At 55.7% G+C, this 15,364-nt stretch carries 11 protein-coding genes; all 11 read left to right on the top strand.

The annotated features are described in order from the left end of the window. Positions 1-63 precede the first annotated feature (63 nt). Positions 64-1,545, top strand: coding sequence for a tetratricopeptide repeat protein (locus tag BA6348_RS16575; RefSeq protein WP_122953153.1), 1,482 nt, complete (start codon positions 64-66; stop codon positions 1,543-1,545). Positions 1,546-1,637: 92 nt separating this feature from the next. Continuing rightward, positions 1,638-4,538: an ATP-dependent DNA helicase DinG gene (gene dinG / locus BA6348_RS16570; protein WP_122953154.1), complete on the top strand. Its 2,901-nt coding sequence runs from the start codon at positions 1,638-1,640 to the stop codon at positions 4,536-4,538. Between the two features lie 41 nt (positions 4,539-4,579). Continuing rightward, positions 4,580-5,470: a ComEC/Rec2 family competence protein gene (locus BA6348_RS16565; protein WP_025843805.1), complete on the top strand. Its 891-nt coding sequence runs from the start codon at positions 4,580-4,582 to the stop codon at positions 5,468-5,470. Positions 5,471-5,484: 14 nt separating this feature from the next. Continuing rightward, the gene (locus BA6348_RS16560; protein ID WP_005836584.1) at positions 5,485-6,108 is read left to right on the top strand and encodes a redox-sensing transcriptional repressor Rex; all 624 of its coding nucleotides are present in this window, start codon (positions 5,485-5,487) and stop codon (positions 6,106-6,108) included. Positions 6,109-6,123: 15 nt separating this feature from the next. Then, entirely contained in the window at positions 6,124-7,428 is a 1,305-nt protein-coding gene (locus BA6348_RS16555) for an amidohydrolase (protein ID WP_005834622.1), read from the top strand. Positions 7,429-7,802: 374 nt separating this feature from the next. Further along, complete coding sequence (locus tag BA6348_RS16550) at positions 7,803-8,498, top strand: hypothetical protein (protein WP_122953155.1); 696 nt, start codon at positions 7,803-7,805, stop codon at positions 8,496-8,498. 30 nt (positions 8,499-8,528) lie between these two features. Then, positions 8,529-9,008 (top strand): cell wall elongation regulator TseB-like domain-containing protein, encoded by a 480-nt coding sequence (locus BA6348_RS16545; RefSeq protein ID WP_025843806.1) that lies wholly within the window; start codon positions 8,529-8,531, stop codon positions 9,006-9,008. A 159-nt stretch (positions 9,009-9,167) separates the two neighbouring features. Then, complete coding sequence (locus BA6348_RS16540; RefSeq protein ID WP_007785387.1) at positions 9,168-9,695, top strand: hypothetical protein; 528 nt, start codon at positions 9,168-9,170, stop codon at positions 9,693-9,695. After that, a complete protein-coding gene (locus BA6348_RS16535) occupies positions 9,688-11,202 on the top strand; it encodes an AAA family ATPase (protein WP_025843807.1) in 1,515 nt (504 codons plus the stop codon). The genes BA6348_RS16540 and BA6348_RS16535 overlap by 8 nt, the downstream gene beginning before the upstream one ends. Positions 11,203-11,383: 181 nt before the next feature. Next, positions 11,384-13,822, top strand: coding sequence for a WIAG-tail domain (locus BA6348_RS16525; protein WP_242507366.1), 2,439 nt, complete (start codon positions 11,384-11,386; stop codon positions 13,820-13,822). Positions 13,823-14,013: 191 nt separating this feature from the next. Beyond that, the gene (asnS, locus tag BA6348_RS16520) at positions 14,014-15,303 is read left to right on the top strand and encodes an asparagine--tRNA ligase (RefSeq protein WP_005834608.1); all 1,290 of its coding nucleotides are present in this window, start codon (positions 14,014-14,016) and stop codon (positions 15,301-15,303) included. The last annotated feature ends 61 nt before the right edge of the window (positions 15,304-15,364 follow it).

Here is a 15,364-nt window from a genome sequence, read left to right as displayed (position 1 = left end):
TAGAGCCACCTGCCTTGTGAGACAATGAAACTACTCATGCCTCACAAGGGGGTGGCTTTTCGCGTGAAAATCGAAGACTGGTTTCAGACGCTGCGTACCAAAGCGCAGAGCATCGAAGAGCGGTGGAAGGAAGCCTCGGAACAGGAGCGGCTTCAGCTCGCCGACCAACTGTTTTACTTGCGCCAGGTCAGCGATACGGTCGTAGATCTGTGGCTGCAGTTTGAGGAAAAGTTGTCCAACGCCATCCGCCATATCAAGCAAATGGAAGGGCAGCTTCCGGCCGCAACGCAAGAGGAACAGGCCGAAACGGCCATGGCAAAAGAAGGGGAAGCACTCGTTCAGAAAGAGGCGGGCAAAACGGCTGCAAAAGAAGCGGGCAGTGAGGTCAAACACGGCAAGCTCCCGCAAGAAATGCACGCGTATGAGCCTGTCTTTCGCCGGGGAGAAGGCTTTTACCATTTGCGCATGTTTCAGGACGCCAAAAAATGCTTCGCCCAGCTCGTGCAGGAGTCGCCGGACTGGGAGAGCGGGCGGCTGTACTACGCTTACAGCCTGCTGTTTTGCGACGAGATGGAAACGGCTTTTCGCGAGTTTCGCCTGCTCGCCAAGTCGGCAAGCTCTCCGACCGTCGTCGCCATCAGCTACAATGCGATCGGCTGCCTACTCGCCGAGGAAAAGCAGTGGCTGGAGGCGGCGCAAGCCTTCAAAACCTCGCTGGAGGCAAAGCCCGACCAGGAAGAAGCCAGGTACAATCTCGCGCTCTGCTACTTGATGGACGGAGATGCCCAGGAAGCGCTCGATGAAATCGAAGGCTACCTGCAAAAGCACGAGCACGATTGGGAGGCGCAGTTGCTCTGGCTGCGCGCCGCCCATTTGCTGTTTCAGATGGACGAGACGGCTGAGCTTGCCCCGCCTGCCAGCCTGACGTTGCCGAATCGCGAGCTGGACAGCGAGACGCTGCAGGAAATGGCGCATCTGTACGAAGCGGTGGGCAATTATCACCGGGCGCAGATTTGCTATCATTTTTTGACCGAGCGCCTGCCAAAAGAAGGCTGGGTGTGGCACGGACTGGCGTGGAACACCTGGCTGATCGCAGGCAGCGAACGGGGGCTGACCTTGATGAAAAAAGCGATCAGCCTGGCGCCGGGGCAGGACGACTTCGTCTTCAGCTACGGCTGGATGCAGTTGTTTGACGGGAACATCCCCGGCGCCATCCTAGCGTTTCGCCACATGCTGGAAAAAGACAGCGAAAATCGCCTCGGCCAGTCGGGGATGATCTCCGCTTTTGAAAAAGTGGGAGAGACGCGGGAAGCAAAGCGGCTGGCCAAGCAGTTTCTGGACGATTCAGACCCGTATATCCGTTCCCTTGGCTATTTTCATTTAGGCAGACTGGCGATGATCGAGGAAAACTGGCGGCTGGCCGAGCAGTATTTCCAACGGACGCTTCCGCATGCCGACCAGTTCCGCGAAATCCCTATTTACTTGCAATTGTGCGCGAGCAAGCCCGGCGGGCAAGCGGCAGAAAGCGAGCTTGTGCAGCCGTAATTGCAGCCTGGAAGCAGGAATCATTCGCATCGTTGCCGAATGTGAATGAGTGCGGATGACAGGTTCCCGCTCAGGTTACGAGGTGACAACGCTTGAATCGATTACTTGTAGTAGATTTTGAAACGACGGGGAGCCATCCGCGGCAGGGAGACAGCATCATTCAGATCGGCGCTGTGGCCATCGACGACGGCCAGATCACAGAATGCTTCTCGACCCTGATTCATCCCGGACAGGACATCCCCCCTTTTATTACCCAGCTAACGGGAATTACTAACGAGATGGTGGCCGATGCCCCGACGTTGGAAGAGGTATTTCCTCAATTCTTGCGACTATTGGATGGACGGGTCTTTGTGGCCCATAATGCAAGCTTTGATCTCCAATTTTTACAAGAAGCCCTGCTGAGTCAGGGCTATTATGCGTTTGACGGATACGTGCTCGACACGGTGGAACTGTCCCGCCTGCTGTTGCCGATGCAAAACAGCTACAGGCTCGGGGAGCTGGCGTCAGAGCTGGCCATCGAGCACGACAATCCTCACCAGGCCGACAGTGACGCGCTGGCAACGGCCCAACTTTTTTTGCACTTGCTCGATATTTTGCAGCAATTGCCGCTCGTGACCATTCAACGGCTGCAAATGCTTGTTTCGTCGTTTCGCTCGGACATCCACGTCCTTTTGCGGCAAATGGAGATGGAAAAGCTCACGGAGCTGCCCGAGCTGGGGGCTGAGTCGGCAGAGGAAAACACGCAGTTGTGGGACATTTATCGCCAGCTCGCCATAAAAAAGCGCAAGGAAAAGCTGAAAGCGAGCTTCCAGCGGCCCGAGGGCGATCTGGTCCGGGCAAAAGCATTCGGCGAGCAACTGGAAAAGCTGATGGACGAGCAGGGACAGATACAGGTGAGCATGAGCGGCTTTCAGCGGCGGGAAGCCCAGGAAGCGATGATGCACGCCGTTTTTGACGCGATGCAAGACGGTGTGCACCTGTTGGTGGAGGCAGGGACAGGTACGGGCAAGTCGTTGGCCTACTTGTTGCCAGGCATCATCTGGGCGCACCAGAATCGGGAGCAGTTGGTGGTCAGCACGAACACGATCCAGTTGCAGGAACAGTTGTTCCATAAAGAGATTGCGACCTTGCAGCAATCGCTGCCGTTTTCGTTTACGGCTTCCACGCTGAAGGGCAGGGGCAACTATTTGTGTCTGCGCAAGTTCGAGCAGGCGCTGGAGGAGCCGGTGGAAGGCAGCAGCCAGGAAATGCGGCTGGCAAAAGGGCAACTGCTCACCTGGCTGACGCAGACCGAGACGGGCGACGTGGAGGAGCTGAGCATGCCGCCGAGCGGACAGCTTTTGTGGCAGCAAGTCAAAAGCGACACCAGCTCGTGCCTGAACCGCGCCTGTCCGTGGTTTAGCCGCTGCTACTACTTCCAGGCGAAAGAACGGGCAAAGGAAGCGGATGTCCTCATCGTCAACCACGCCCTGCTCATCAGCGACCTGCAAGCAGAGAACCGGATTTTGCCGCCCTATGAAGTTGCGATTATCGACGAGGCGCATCATTTGGAAGATGCGGCGACCCAGCATTTGGGCAAGCAGTTGACGACGACCCAACTGCTGTTTTTGCTCGACCGGGCTTCCGTAGAGGACGGCGGCGCGATCGCACGCTTCGCAGCGGAGCTGGAAAGCTGGCAGCCTGCAGTCGCACAGGAGCTGTCCGCGCACCTCTCCGAATGCAAGAAGCTGTCTGCTTCCTTGCGGGAGAAGGCCCAGCAGTGGACCCAGTTTTTGTTCGCATGGGCCTCGCAGCGCGCGGAAGAGACGACGGATGCCGGCCGAGAGACAGTGCGCTACCGCGTAGCTTCCTTCACCGGAAAGCATGAGAAAATCCGCAAGGCGACGAAAAAGCTGCTCGATGGCATGACGGCATTTGCTCTCCATCTGGAGCAAATGGTACAAAGCATTCCCCAGGAAGAGAAGCCGCCGTTTTCTATCCGCAGCCTGCAGACCGATCTGCTCGGGCTGGTGAAGGAATGGCAGCAGATGATGGAGCTTTTGCATTTCTTTTTACTCGTGCAAGACGAAGAATACGTCTACTGGATGGAAGTCGAGTCGCGCGCGGCGCGCAAGCAGGTGCATCTGTCTGCGGCCTTGCTGAACGTGGCCGATTCGCTCCAGGAACCGCTGTTTTCGCAAAAGCGCAGCCTGATTATGACTTCGGCCACCTTGACTGTCAAAAACAGCTTTTCTTACGTCATGAGCCGCTTCGGCCTGGACAAACTGCCGGCCGAACGGGTGCGCACGCTGTCGCTGCCTTCTCCGTTCCGCTACGAAGAACAGGGGCTGCTCTTGATCCCGTCCGATTTTCCGGCGCCCGGCAAAGAAAACGATCAGGCGTATCTCGATGCGATTGTCCAGGGCTGTGTCGATATCGTCGTGGCGTCGAAGGGCAGAACGTTGATCCTGTTCACGTCGCACTCGATGCTGCGGCTGGTGTACCAGGCCATGAAGGAGCGGCTGGCCGAGGAGGCAGAGCCGTACACGCTGTTCGGGCACGGCATCGACAGCAACAACCGCAGCAAGCTGGTGCGCCTGTTTCGGACGATGGAGAGAAGCGTGCTCCTTGGGACGAGCAGCTTTTGGGAAGGCGTGGACATCCAGGGCGAGTGGCTGAGCAGTCTGGTCATCGTACGGCTGCCGTTTACGCCGCCGAATCACCCTGTCTACCAGGGACGCGCCGAATCGCTCAAGGCCGAGGGGAAAAACGCGTTTATGTCGCTGTCGCTGCCGCAGGCTGTCATTTTGTTCAAGCAAGGGGTCGGAAGGTTGATCCGTCACCATTTGGACCGCGGCGTCGTGGTCGTGTTCGATACGCGTGTCGTCGAATCGCGCTACGGCCGTTCGTTTTTGCAATCGCTCCCGCCGTTCCAGGTCGAAACCGGCTCCTGGGCGACGCTGCGTGAGCGGATTGCGCCGTTCCTTAGTATGCAATCCTTGTCAGATTCATAAAATGAAGCAATAGTCTAGCAGGGATTTAGGTGATAAAATAAATGTTATGGAAAAAAAAGCGGGCCTGGCTGTTGCTCGTCACGTGTGTGGCTTTGCTGTGCTCGTGCTCGATCGACAACCATTTGCAGGAAGCCGTGAAGGTAGACGACCCGTTTGCTACCGAGCGCGTGGAGGAGTTTACGGGTCTTGTCATTACGTATTGGGCGCTTCCTCATGGCGAAAGCACGCTGGTGCGGATGCCGGGCGGAAAAACGATGCTGATTGATACAGGCAGCGCGGAGGATTGGAGCACGTTGTCCGCGCATCTGTCTGCCGCGAAGGTGACGCGCCTCGACTATCTCGTTTTGACGAACGATCAGCCCGAGTATGCAGGAGGATACCCTTTTTTAAGCCAGCAAATCATCATCGACTCGGTCATTTTGCCCAAGCTGATTTCGCCCTCGATCCGCCAGTTCGTCCCGCTCCACAAGGTTCCGAAGCAGAAAGAGCTGGAGGAAAATCAGGAGCTCATTCTCGATACCGACGTCACGCTGGAGGCTTTGTTGCCGAGCGAACCGCTGTTTTTGTCTCCGCAAAACAATTCGCTCGTCTTTTTGCTCAAGCACGGCCAATTGCGGTTTTTGTTTGCGAGCGGGATCAACGAAAAAGCCGAGGAACGCCTGATTGAGCGCCATCCGGACCAGCTCAAGGCGGAAGTGCTCAAGGTCGGCGACCAGGGGAGCAATCAAGGCACCTCTCAGCCGTTTCTGACGCGGGTCGACCCCCAGATTGCGGTCATCCAGACAGGCAAGGAGCGCAGCGAGGTCGGCCAGTCCGAGGTGCTGGAGCGGTTGGGCGAATCGTGGGCGGAGACGTATGTAACAGGCAGGGACGGCTCGATCGTCATTTTGTCCAATGGGAAAGATTACAGGGTATTCAAGCAAAAGAAATAGGGGGAAGACCGAACGTGGCTAAACACGAAAAGATTTCGGAAGCGGTCGTCCGCCGTTTGCCGATTTATCTGCGTTACCTCAGCTATTTGCAGCAAAACGAGGTGACCACTGTTTCCTCCCAGCAAATGGGCAAAAATTTGGATGTGAATCCAGCCCAAATCCGAAAAGACCTGGCTACCTTCGGCGATTTCGGGAAAAAAGGGATTGGCTACGACGTCAATTACCTGGTGGAAAAAATACGGCAGATTTTGAAGCTGACAGAGGAAGTTCGCGTCGCTCTGGTAGGAGCAGGCCATTTGGGGCATGCGATCAGCAACTACAACGCTTATTTAAAAGATAACATGCGGATTGCGGCCATTTTTGACAACGATCCCGGCAAGCTGGGAAAAGTAGTGGCGGGTATCCCGATCCAGCCCTTGCACGAGCTGGCGGACACGATCGCAGCAAAAGAGATCAAGTTGGCGATCATTACCGTCCCTGCGCCGGCAGCGCAATCCGTATGTGATCTGTTGATTCAAGCGGGTATCAAGGGAATCTTGAATTTTGCTCCTACGACAATTCGCGCGAAAAAAGATGTGCGCATTCACTATGCGGATGTGACATCCAATTTGCAGAGCCTGGCCTATTACTTAACGTAAGAATGGAGTGTAACCATGAAAAAAACTATCCTCATCCACGCAACAGTGATTACGGTAAACGAGCAAAATGAAGTGATCCACGACGGAGCGGTCGCTTTCGAGGGCGACAAGATCACGTATGTAGGACCGACGCCTGAGGATCTTTCCGACGCCGGCTACGATGAAGTCATCGACCAAAAAGGCGACTTCATCCTGCCAGGTCTGATTAACACGCACGGACACGCGGGCATGTCGCTTCTGCGCGGCTATGCCGACGATTTGCCGCTGCAGCAGTGGCTGGAAGAAAAAATGTGGCCGCTGGAAGCGCAATTTACCGCCGATTCCGTCAAATGGGGCACGCAACTGTCGCTGATCGAAATGATCCGCACAGGGACCACTACGTTCGTGGATATGTACGATCACATGGATGAGGTAGCCAAGGCTGTCGAGGCGTCCGGCATGCGCGCTCGCCTGTGCCGCGGCATGATCGGCCTGTGCTCCGAGGAAGAGCGACAAACCAAGCTGCGCGACGCGACTGCGTTTGCCAAAGAATGGCACAACCAGGCAGACGGCCGCATCACCGTCATGATGGCGCCGCATGCGCCGTACACGTGCTCGCCTGCGTTCATTACGCAAATTATCGAAAAAGCGGACGAGCTGTCCTTGCCGCTACACATTCATATGTCCGAAACTGCCTGGGAAGTCGGGCAAAACGAGAAAGACTACGGCCTGCGTCCAGTCGCTCACCTGGAGAAGCTTGGCATGTTCAACCGTCCTACGCTGGTTGCGCACGCCGTACATTTGACGGATGAAGAGATTGACATTTTGGCAAACTATCAAGTGAAAGTTTCCCATAACGTCGTGAGCAACCTGAAACTGGCGAGCGGGGTTGCGCCTGTGCCAAAAATGCTGGCAAAAGGCGTGAGCGTCTCGCTTGGCACAGACAGCTCGGCGAGCAACAACAACCTCAACCTGTTTGAAGAACTGAAGCTCGCGGCGATTTTGCACAAAGGTGTAAACAACGATCCGGTTGCGGTGCCAGCCGAGGAAGCGCTGCGCATGGCGACACGCTACGGCGCAGACGGCGTATTCCAGGCGGACACGCTCGGCAGCATCGAGGTAGGCAAGCAGGCTGACCTGATCGTTCTCGACAGCCATCAAGCCCATTTCCACCCGGCGCATGAGCCGATTTCCCATGTCGTCTATGCCGCAAATGGCCGCGACGTCAAAGATACGATTGTTGCGGGCAAATTTTTGATGCGCAACCACAAGCTGCTCACGATTGACGAGGAGCGGGCGATTTACGAAGCGAACCGCGTGTTCCAGCAGTTGAAACGGTAAAAGGCTCCTGTCTGGTGTGGGACAGGAGTAAGGGAGTGTAGGTGTAGGTAGGGGAATATGGGTACTACATGCCGTGCTCATTTTCGCCACAGCTCTGTCAGGGGATGATGGCGAAAATGCAGTGTGGGTGTGTGCGACAGTTGACGCAATGGAGAAGACAATCCAGCCCAGGAGACGCGGTATTCCTGTAGCAAAAACCCAAGTATGTCAGGAGATGCGTTTTGTTGCGGTGACTTCACGCGCTCACCTCCTTGCGGGTGTATAAGTAGTATGACCGCCCGGCCCCGAGCTATGATTAGCAACTTTTCCGTGTCGTTCTAAAACCTTCCCGTATAGCATAGGCTAGAGACAAAAATGGGACAGGGGGGACGGAGATGTACATCCGGCCCAAAAAGCTGTGGTGGCTTTTCCCGATCTTTCTCGGTCTGTTTGGTCTGGGGATGGCGCTCGGTTCTGCAGGTGAATGGATTCATTCGGCTGCCGGGACAGGGGGCGATCAGGTGTCGGCAGCCAAACAGGAGCCGTATTCGGTGCCGCAGTTGCTTGCGCAATTGACACAGGACGAAGAGCGGGCGTTTCTCGTTTACATGCACGACCAGGCATTGAACGGGCGCTATGTACGCGAGACGTTCAGTCTCGACGGGGAAATCGGGGGGCACAAGCTGGCCATCAGCCGTAACCACGAGCAGCCGGTTTCCGTAAGAATAGACGGACAGGTGCAGGATCACGCTGCCTTGCCCTACGCTTTGTTTACGCCGTATGAACATGCGACGCTGTTGAAAAGTGTGCTGCCATCCGTCTCGCCCCAGCCGATTGCGGATACGTCGGGCAGCGACTGGAGCGGCTATCGCCTGGCGGTGCCGCCGGAAAAGGTGACGTCGCTGCTTTCGATGTGGCTCGGACCGTCTTTTCCGATCGCTGACATCACGCCTGAGCTGGCGCGCGGGATCAGCATCGAGTACCAGCTATGGTATGAGCCGGATACAGGCACGCTTCGCCAGTTGGAGCTGGAAATGCAAATCAGGACGGCGGCTGGCGTCAGACAGGACCAGCTTCGCTTCCGTTTGTAATGTCAACCGCATAAAGGAGTTAACGGGAACGTGCTAGTGAGAATCATTGTGGGAGCGATCATCGCGCTTTTGGTGACAGGAGCGGGATTCGCCTATCATCTGACTGCTTCCGTAGCAGGAGAGCGCAACCAGTTCGAGGCGACTGTCCGCGAGTGGGTACAGGCGCGGACGACGATCGCCGAAATCGAGTCGATCGACGAATACCGCGGGACGGAGAGTTACGCGGTCGTCATCGGCAAAAACAACGCCGGTACGCCTGTCGTCGCCTGGATGACTGCGGAAAAAGTAGCGTTTGATCGAATGGATCTCGCTGTGCCGCGCAAAAATGTCGAGGAAGCAGTAAGCAAGGCGTTTCCGCAATCAGAGATTACCCATATCGTCCCCGGACTTGAAAAGGACAAGAAATTTTGGGAAGTCACGGTAAAAGACGCAAACGGCCGCTACCACTACTTGCACTACGATTTGTTCAGTGGGGCTTTGCTCGCTTCTTACGTATTGTCGCCTACATGATCGCTTCATAAAAAGAACGGAGGACAGGTCTTTTCCGCTGAGGAAAAGGCCTGTTTGGCATGCGATCCAACATCTGTATAAAAAATTGATATACCCATGTGATATACTGGTTTTGTTGACAAGAGAGAACAACGAGAACGCGATATGGGGGGAGTAGCAGTGCAGTTGAAAAAAAGTGCGATCGGATTGTCCTTGCTGGCGACACTTGCTCTCCTGTTCGGAGGCTGGTTCTTGTATCAGAAGATAGAGATTGAGGAGCCTATCCGCGCAGAAATCGGTCAGATGCAATCCGCCACCTTGGGCCATTTCCATGTGAGCAAAGACAAAATTCAAATAGATTTGAAAGTAACCAATCCAGAGACGTTTCCGGCGGAGTACCGCAACCTCGTTGCCAAAACGGAAAAGATTGCAGGCAACAAGCAGGTCGCGATCGTAGTCGCGAACCAGTCCGAAGCGATGACAGACATTTGGAAAAGCGGCCAGTTTGTGTTCACGGAAGCGATGGACTTGCACCAATACAGCCGCATCCCTTCTCTGATCGAGGAGTGGAAACAGGCGAACAAGCTGGATGAAGCGTCTGCTTTGATGGATGATGCAAACATTTACGTTTACTTGAAAAAAGGAACGGAAGATTTCTACACGATCATTCCCCGTTCCGAGGCAAAAGAGGTGACGGCACGTGGGTAAAGAGCTGCTGATCGGCGTCGTTCCTGCGGTGTTGGTTTTTCTCGTGTTTCTAGGGGTGAACATTACGCCCTTTGTGCTGTTCGCCGCTGTGCTGGGCGCGATTTACTTCCTCGTCGTTCGCCAGCAAAGCGGACAGGGAGGCAATGTCGCGCTCGGCGGCAAACGAAAGCAGAACAAGCACGAAATTCCGAAGTCGGACGTGCAGTTTGCCGACATCGGCGGTCAGGAGCGGGCCAAAAAAGAGCTGAAGGAATCGCTTGACTTTCTCGTGTACAAAGACAAGATCGAGCAGTACGGCATTCGCCCGATCAAAGGCGTGCTGTTGACCGGGCCTCCCGGTACAGGGAAAACATTGATGGCAAAAGCCGCAGCGAACTACACCAACTCGGCGTTCGTGGCGGCTTCCGGCTCCCAGTTCGTGGAGATGTACGTAGGGGTCGGGGCGCAGCGCGTGCGCGAGCTGTTTAAAGAAGCGAAGACGATGGCGGAGAAAAATGGACAGGACAGCGCGATTATTTTTATCGACGAGATTGATGTCGTCGGGGGAAAACGGGATGGTCAGCAGCAGCGGGAGTACGACCAGACCTTGAACCAGCTTTTGACCGAGATGGACGGGGTGGCGACGAGTGACAAGCCGCGCATTCTGGTCATGGCTGCGACGAACCGCAAAGACATGCTCGATGCAGCGCTGCTTCGACCAGGCCGTTTTGACCGTCACATTACCGTAGATTTGCCTGACAAGCCTGCACGCGAGCAGATTTTGACCATTCATACGGCGAACAAGCCGCTTGGACCAGATGTCGTTTTAGAAAAAGTGGCGCAAGAGACGTTCGGCTTCTCCGGTGCGCAACTGGAAAGCGTCGCGAACGAGGCAGCGATTTACGCTATGCGCGACAAAAGCGACAAGATCATGGCGAAGCATTTTGCCTACGCCGTAGACAAGGTCATGCTCGGCGAAAAAGTCGACCGCCAGGCTTCCGAGGAAGAGAAAAAGCGGGTAGCGCTGCACGAGCTGGGCCACGCGATCGTGAGCGAAGTGGTGCGCCCAGGCTCAGTCTCGCAAGTCACGCTGAGCCCGCGCGGCAAGGCGCTCGGCTACGTCCGGCAAAATCCGATGGAAGACCGCTATCTGTACACCAGAGAAGCGTTGGAAAACCAGATCATGGTCAGTCTGGCCGGAGCGGTTGCAGAAGAAATCTACTACGGCGGACGCAGTACCGGCTCCAAAAACGACTTCGAACAAGCGCTGGGCATGGCGCAGGAAATCGTTTCCAGCGGGATGTCCGACCTCGGGATCGTGCATTTGCAGTACGTCGACAAAAACCGGATTCACGACGAAGTGGATCGGCTGCTCTCCCGTCTGCTGGAGGATACGCGCAGCCTGCTCAGACAGTATGACGCTGTTTTCCAGACAGGTCTGGGCACGCTGATGGAAACGGAAGTCCTGCAAGGCGATGAGTTTAGAGCCCTTTTGTCCCAGACGAGACAGGAAGCGGCTGTGTCGTAATCAGAGCGTGATGCGTTACCCAAAACCTGCCAGCCAACGATTGCCGTTGGTTTGGCAGGTTTTTTGGCATGCGTGGCGAGCGCGCGTGGGGAAACAAATTTCGCGGAGCGGTGCCAAAAGCCTATGGGTTGAATATGTTACACAATGATACGGGAATGACATCAGGAGGCAAGGAGACTCTATGGCGAATGTGAACCGAAAAAAAACGAGCAAAGGTCTGGGAAAAACATTTCGGCAGACGCTGCATGAAATTCCGCTGATGCAAACTTCTTCTACGGTGGAGCGCGACTGGGTGGCTGATCTGGAACTGGAGCTGGAGCTTTCGGAGAGCGAACCTGTCAACAGCGCGAAGCCAAGCGCCCACGCAGCCAAAAGTCCACTGCAACAGCCGCTGCAGAAAATGCCCAAGCAGGGGGCGTCCTCGAATCAGACGACCTTTTCGAAAATTATCAAGGAGCGCAACGACGACAGGGTACAATCGTTTGTCTACACCGACGACTTGACGGATCAGTCTGTCACCACGGAGAAAATCGCCAATCGAGCTGTCGATTCCTCCAAAATCAAACCGGGGACGATTGATACCGCGCTGCTGAAAGATTACGCCGTGGACAGCACCAAGCTTGCGGACAAGAGCGTGACCTCGAACAAAATTGCGCCCGGCGCCGTTTTGGGCGAACATCTGGGGCGCCATGTCATCACGAGCGACAATGTGCAGGACCATTCGATTAGCGGTCAAAAGCTGGTCAACAACAGCATTACTTCCGAGAAGCTCGCTGACAAGACGATTGACTCGATGAAGTTTGCCGAAGCAGCGATCCAGACCAAGCATATCCAGGAGCAGGCGATTACGACAGAGCTGCTCCAGGACCAGTCTGTCACCTCGGATAAAATCAAGATGGGCAGCATTCAGACACGGAACCTCGCCAATTACGTGATTAACTCCGTCAAGCTGGAGGACGGCGCAGTCACGACGGACAAAATTCGCGACGGGGCGGTGACCTCGACCAAGTTGGAGGAAGATGCAGTCGAGTCCCAGCATATTCGCGAAAGGGCTATTTTGCGTCATCATCTGGCGGAGAACAGCGTGGATGGCGACAATATCGCGCTCGGCTGCGTAACGGACCAGCATATCGCCTTTCACGCCATCTACAGCCAGCATCTGCAGTCGGAGGCGGTCACCAGCGACAAAATCAGCCCGTATGCCGTCCTGACCGAGCATCTCGACCATGCGAGCGTCACGTCGGAAAAAGTCGCCAAAGAATCGATTGGCAGCGTACACATTCAGGCTGGCAGCATCCAGACGAGCCACTTGCAGGATGGGCAGGTGACCGCGCGAAAAATCGGGGAGCAGCAGGTCACGACAGGAAAAATCGCTGACAGGGCCGTCACGGTCGATAAATTGGCGAACAGAAGCGTGGGCGACCAGCAGTTGATCGAAGAGAGCGTCAACACGAGGCATTTGGCAGACGGGGCCATCTGCGCGGAAAAAATAGCGCGGCGCTCGATTGAAGAACAGCATTTGACCGATCGCGTCATCGGCAGCAACCATCTGCGGGATTACGCGATTCAAACCCAGCATTTGCACGAGCACGTCGTCACTACCTCGAAGCTTGCGCCGGAGTCCGTCTCGACAGACAAGGTGACCGATCTGAGCATCACCGCCAACAAGCTCGCCGATGCTGCTGTGACTGCCCCCAAACTGGCGAAAGACGCGATCAAGGCGAGGCATCTGGGCAAGGGAGCCGTCACGGGCGAGAAGATCGCGGAAAAAGCGGTGTCGTCCCAGCATCTCGCCAATCAATCCGTGCAGAACGAGCACATCCAGCCGAAAGCGATCTCGAAGGAAAAATTGCAGGAGGGCAGCGTCACCCGCGACAAGCTGGCCGATCACGCTGTCGACGGAAGCAAGCTGGATTTGCATGCGATCACAGGCAAGCATGTAGAAAAGGGCAGCCTGAACGGCGAGCATCTCGCGAAAGGAACGCTGTCTGGCGAACATCTCGCTGCGCAATCCATCGAGGGGCAGCATCTGCAAAAGCACGCTGTCAGCGAGGAAAAGCTGGCCGATCATGCGGTCACGAAAGCGAAAATTGCGCCGCGGGCGATTGCCGAAGAGCACCTTGCCGACAAGTCGATCACGCAGGAAAAGCTCGCTTTTCAAGCCGTAGAGACTCTAGGCCGCATCGGGACGACGTTGCAGCAATTCGGCTTTGTCCCGTTCCGCATCCCGGCGCAGCGCCAGACGGCAGATGTCACCGTGCGCGTGCCGCTACCGTATGCCGATACGCACTATTGCCTGGTGGCGATGACGAATCAGGCAGGAGTGTCGGTTTCGCTGAAGTACACAAAGCGCACGTCGGCCGTACTGACTGTTTTTCGCCATGAGACAGAGCAGGAAGACAGCGGAGTGCTGCAATGGATTGCAGTCGGGGAAAAGGGAGAGCCTGTGCACGATGAGGTTTCTGCCCTGCATCTGCACCGACACGAGGAAAACGTCCTGGAGGATGAGTGGGACGAGAGCGACGGCGAAGCCGATGAAGATCACAGCGAAGAAGAAGGGGGCGAACTCGACGGCGAAGCGGCTGGCGACACAGAGGATACAGACGACGTGAACGGCTAGCTTGCAAAACCGGAGGGCAGGGGAGGTCATTGGCGAGCAAGCCAGACGATCTCCCTTGCGCTTGTTTACATAATAAAATTATGGTAATCACCGGACGGGGAGACTTTCATTGAATTTGCCGTTCCCCAATAGTATAATTGTTGGGTACACTTAGTCTGTAGTGTGGCATGGTAAATGGAGGGAATTATTCGATGTTGACGACGATTGCCCGGGTAGGGCAGCATGTTGGACAAGAAGTGCGCATTGGATGTTGGCTGTACAACAAGCGCAGCAGCGGCAAGATTCAGTTTCTGCAGCTTCGCGACGGCTCCGGCTTCATCCAGGGCGTAGTAGTAAAAGCAGAAGTAGCGGAAGACGTATGGGAAAAAGCATCCCAACTGACCCAGGAAAGCTCTTTATACATAACCGGTGTTGTTCGCGCAGATGACCGTGCTCCAAGCGGCTTCGAGCTGACGGTAACAGGCGTGGAGATCATTCAGATTGCCCAGGAATACCCGATTTCGCTCAAGGAGCACGGGGTAGACTTCCTGATGGATCACCGCCATCTGTGGCTGCGCACTCCTCGTCAACGTGCGGTCATGGCGGTTCGCTCTGAAGTGATTCGCGCTGTTTACGAGTTTTTCCATGAAAATGGATTTGTCAAAGTAGACCCGCCAATCCTGACACCGACTTCGGCAGAAGGAACAACGAACCTGTTCCACACCAAATATTTTGATGAAGATGCGTATTTGTCCCAGTCCGGCCAACTGTACATGGAAGCGGCGGCAATGGCACTGGGCCGCGTGTACTCGTTTGGACCGACCTTCCGTGCGGAAAAATCGAAAACCCGTCGTCACCTGATCGAATTTTGGATGATCGAGCCGGAGATGGCGTTCGTCGACCACGAGGAAAACTTGCGCATTCAGGAAGCTTTTGTGTCCCACGTGGTGCAATCCGTCCTGAAAAACTGCCAGCAGGAGCTGAAAACGCTGGAGCGCGATACAACCAAACTGCAAAACGTGACGGGCTCCTTCCCGCGCATCACGTACGATGATGCGATCAAGCTGTTGCAGGAAAAAGGCAGCGAGATCAAGTGGGGCGACGACTTCGGTGCGCCGGACGAGACGCTGATCGCTGACCACTTCGACAAGCCGGTGTTCATCACGCACTATCCGACCGAGATCAAGGCTTTCTACATGAAGCCTCATCCAGAGCGTCCGGAAGTGGTGCTGTGCGCGGACATGATCGCCCCGGAAGGCTACGGCGAGATCATCGGCGGCAGCCAGCGCATCGACGATCCGGAGCTGTTGGCGAAGCGCTTCGCCGAGCATGAGCTGTCCGAGGAAGCTTATCGCTGGTACATGGACCTGCGCAAATACGGTACCGTTCCTCACTCCGGCTTCGGTCTGGGCCTTGAGCGGACGATTGCCTGGATTTGCGGACTGGATCACGTGCGCGAAACGATTCCGTTCCCGCGCATGCTGTACCGTCTCTACCCGTAAGGTTTTTCGTTTTTTCCATACACCCTGTTGCGAGAGGGCAGCAGGGTGTTCCTATTGTATG

Source organism: Brevibacillus agri (genome assembly GCF_004117055.1).
GTDB lineage: Bacteria > Bacillota > Bacilli > Brevibacillales > Brevibacillaceae > Brevibacillus > Brevibacillus agri.
This window is presented reverse-complemented; position numbering and strand designations above follow the sequence as displayed.

Excerpts from the sequence above, each read along its gene's own strand:
- BA6348_RS16550 (WP_122953155.1), top strand. The coding sequence starts at position 7,803 with ATGTACATCCGGCCCAAAAAGCTGTGGTGGCTTTTCCCGATCTTTCTC.
- BA6348_RS16525 (WP_242507366.1), top strand. The coding sequence starts at position 11,384 with ATGGCGAATGTGAACCGAAAAAAAACGAGCAAAGGTCTGGGAAAAACA.
- BA6348_RS16565 (WP_025843805.1), top strand. The coding sequence starts at position 4,580 with ATGTTATGGAAAAAAAAGCGGGCCTGGCTGTTGCTCGTCACGTGTGTG.
- asnS (WP_005834608.1), top strand. The coding sequence starts at position 14,014 with ATGTTGACGACGATTGCCCGGGTAGGGCAGCATGTTGGACAAGAAGTG.
- BA6348_RS16555 (WP_005834622.1), top strand. The coding sequence starts at position 6,124 with ATGAAAAAAACTATCCTCATCCACGCAACAGTGATTACGGTAAACGAG.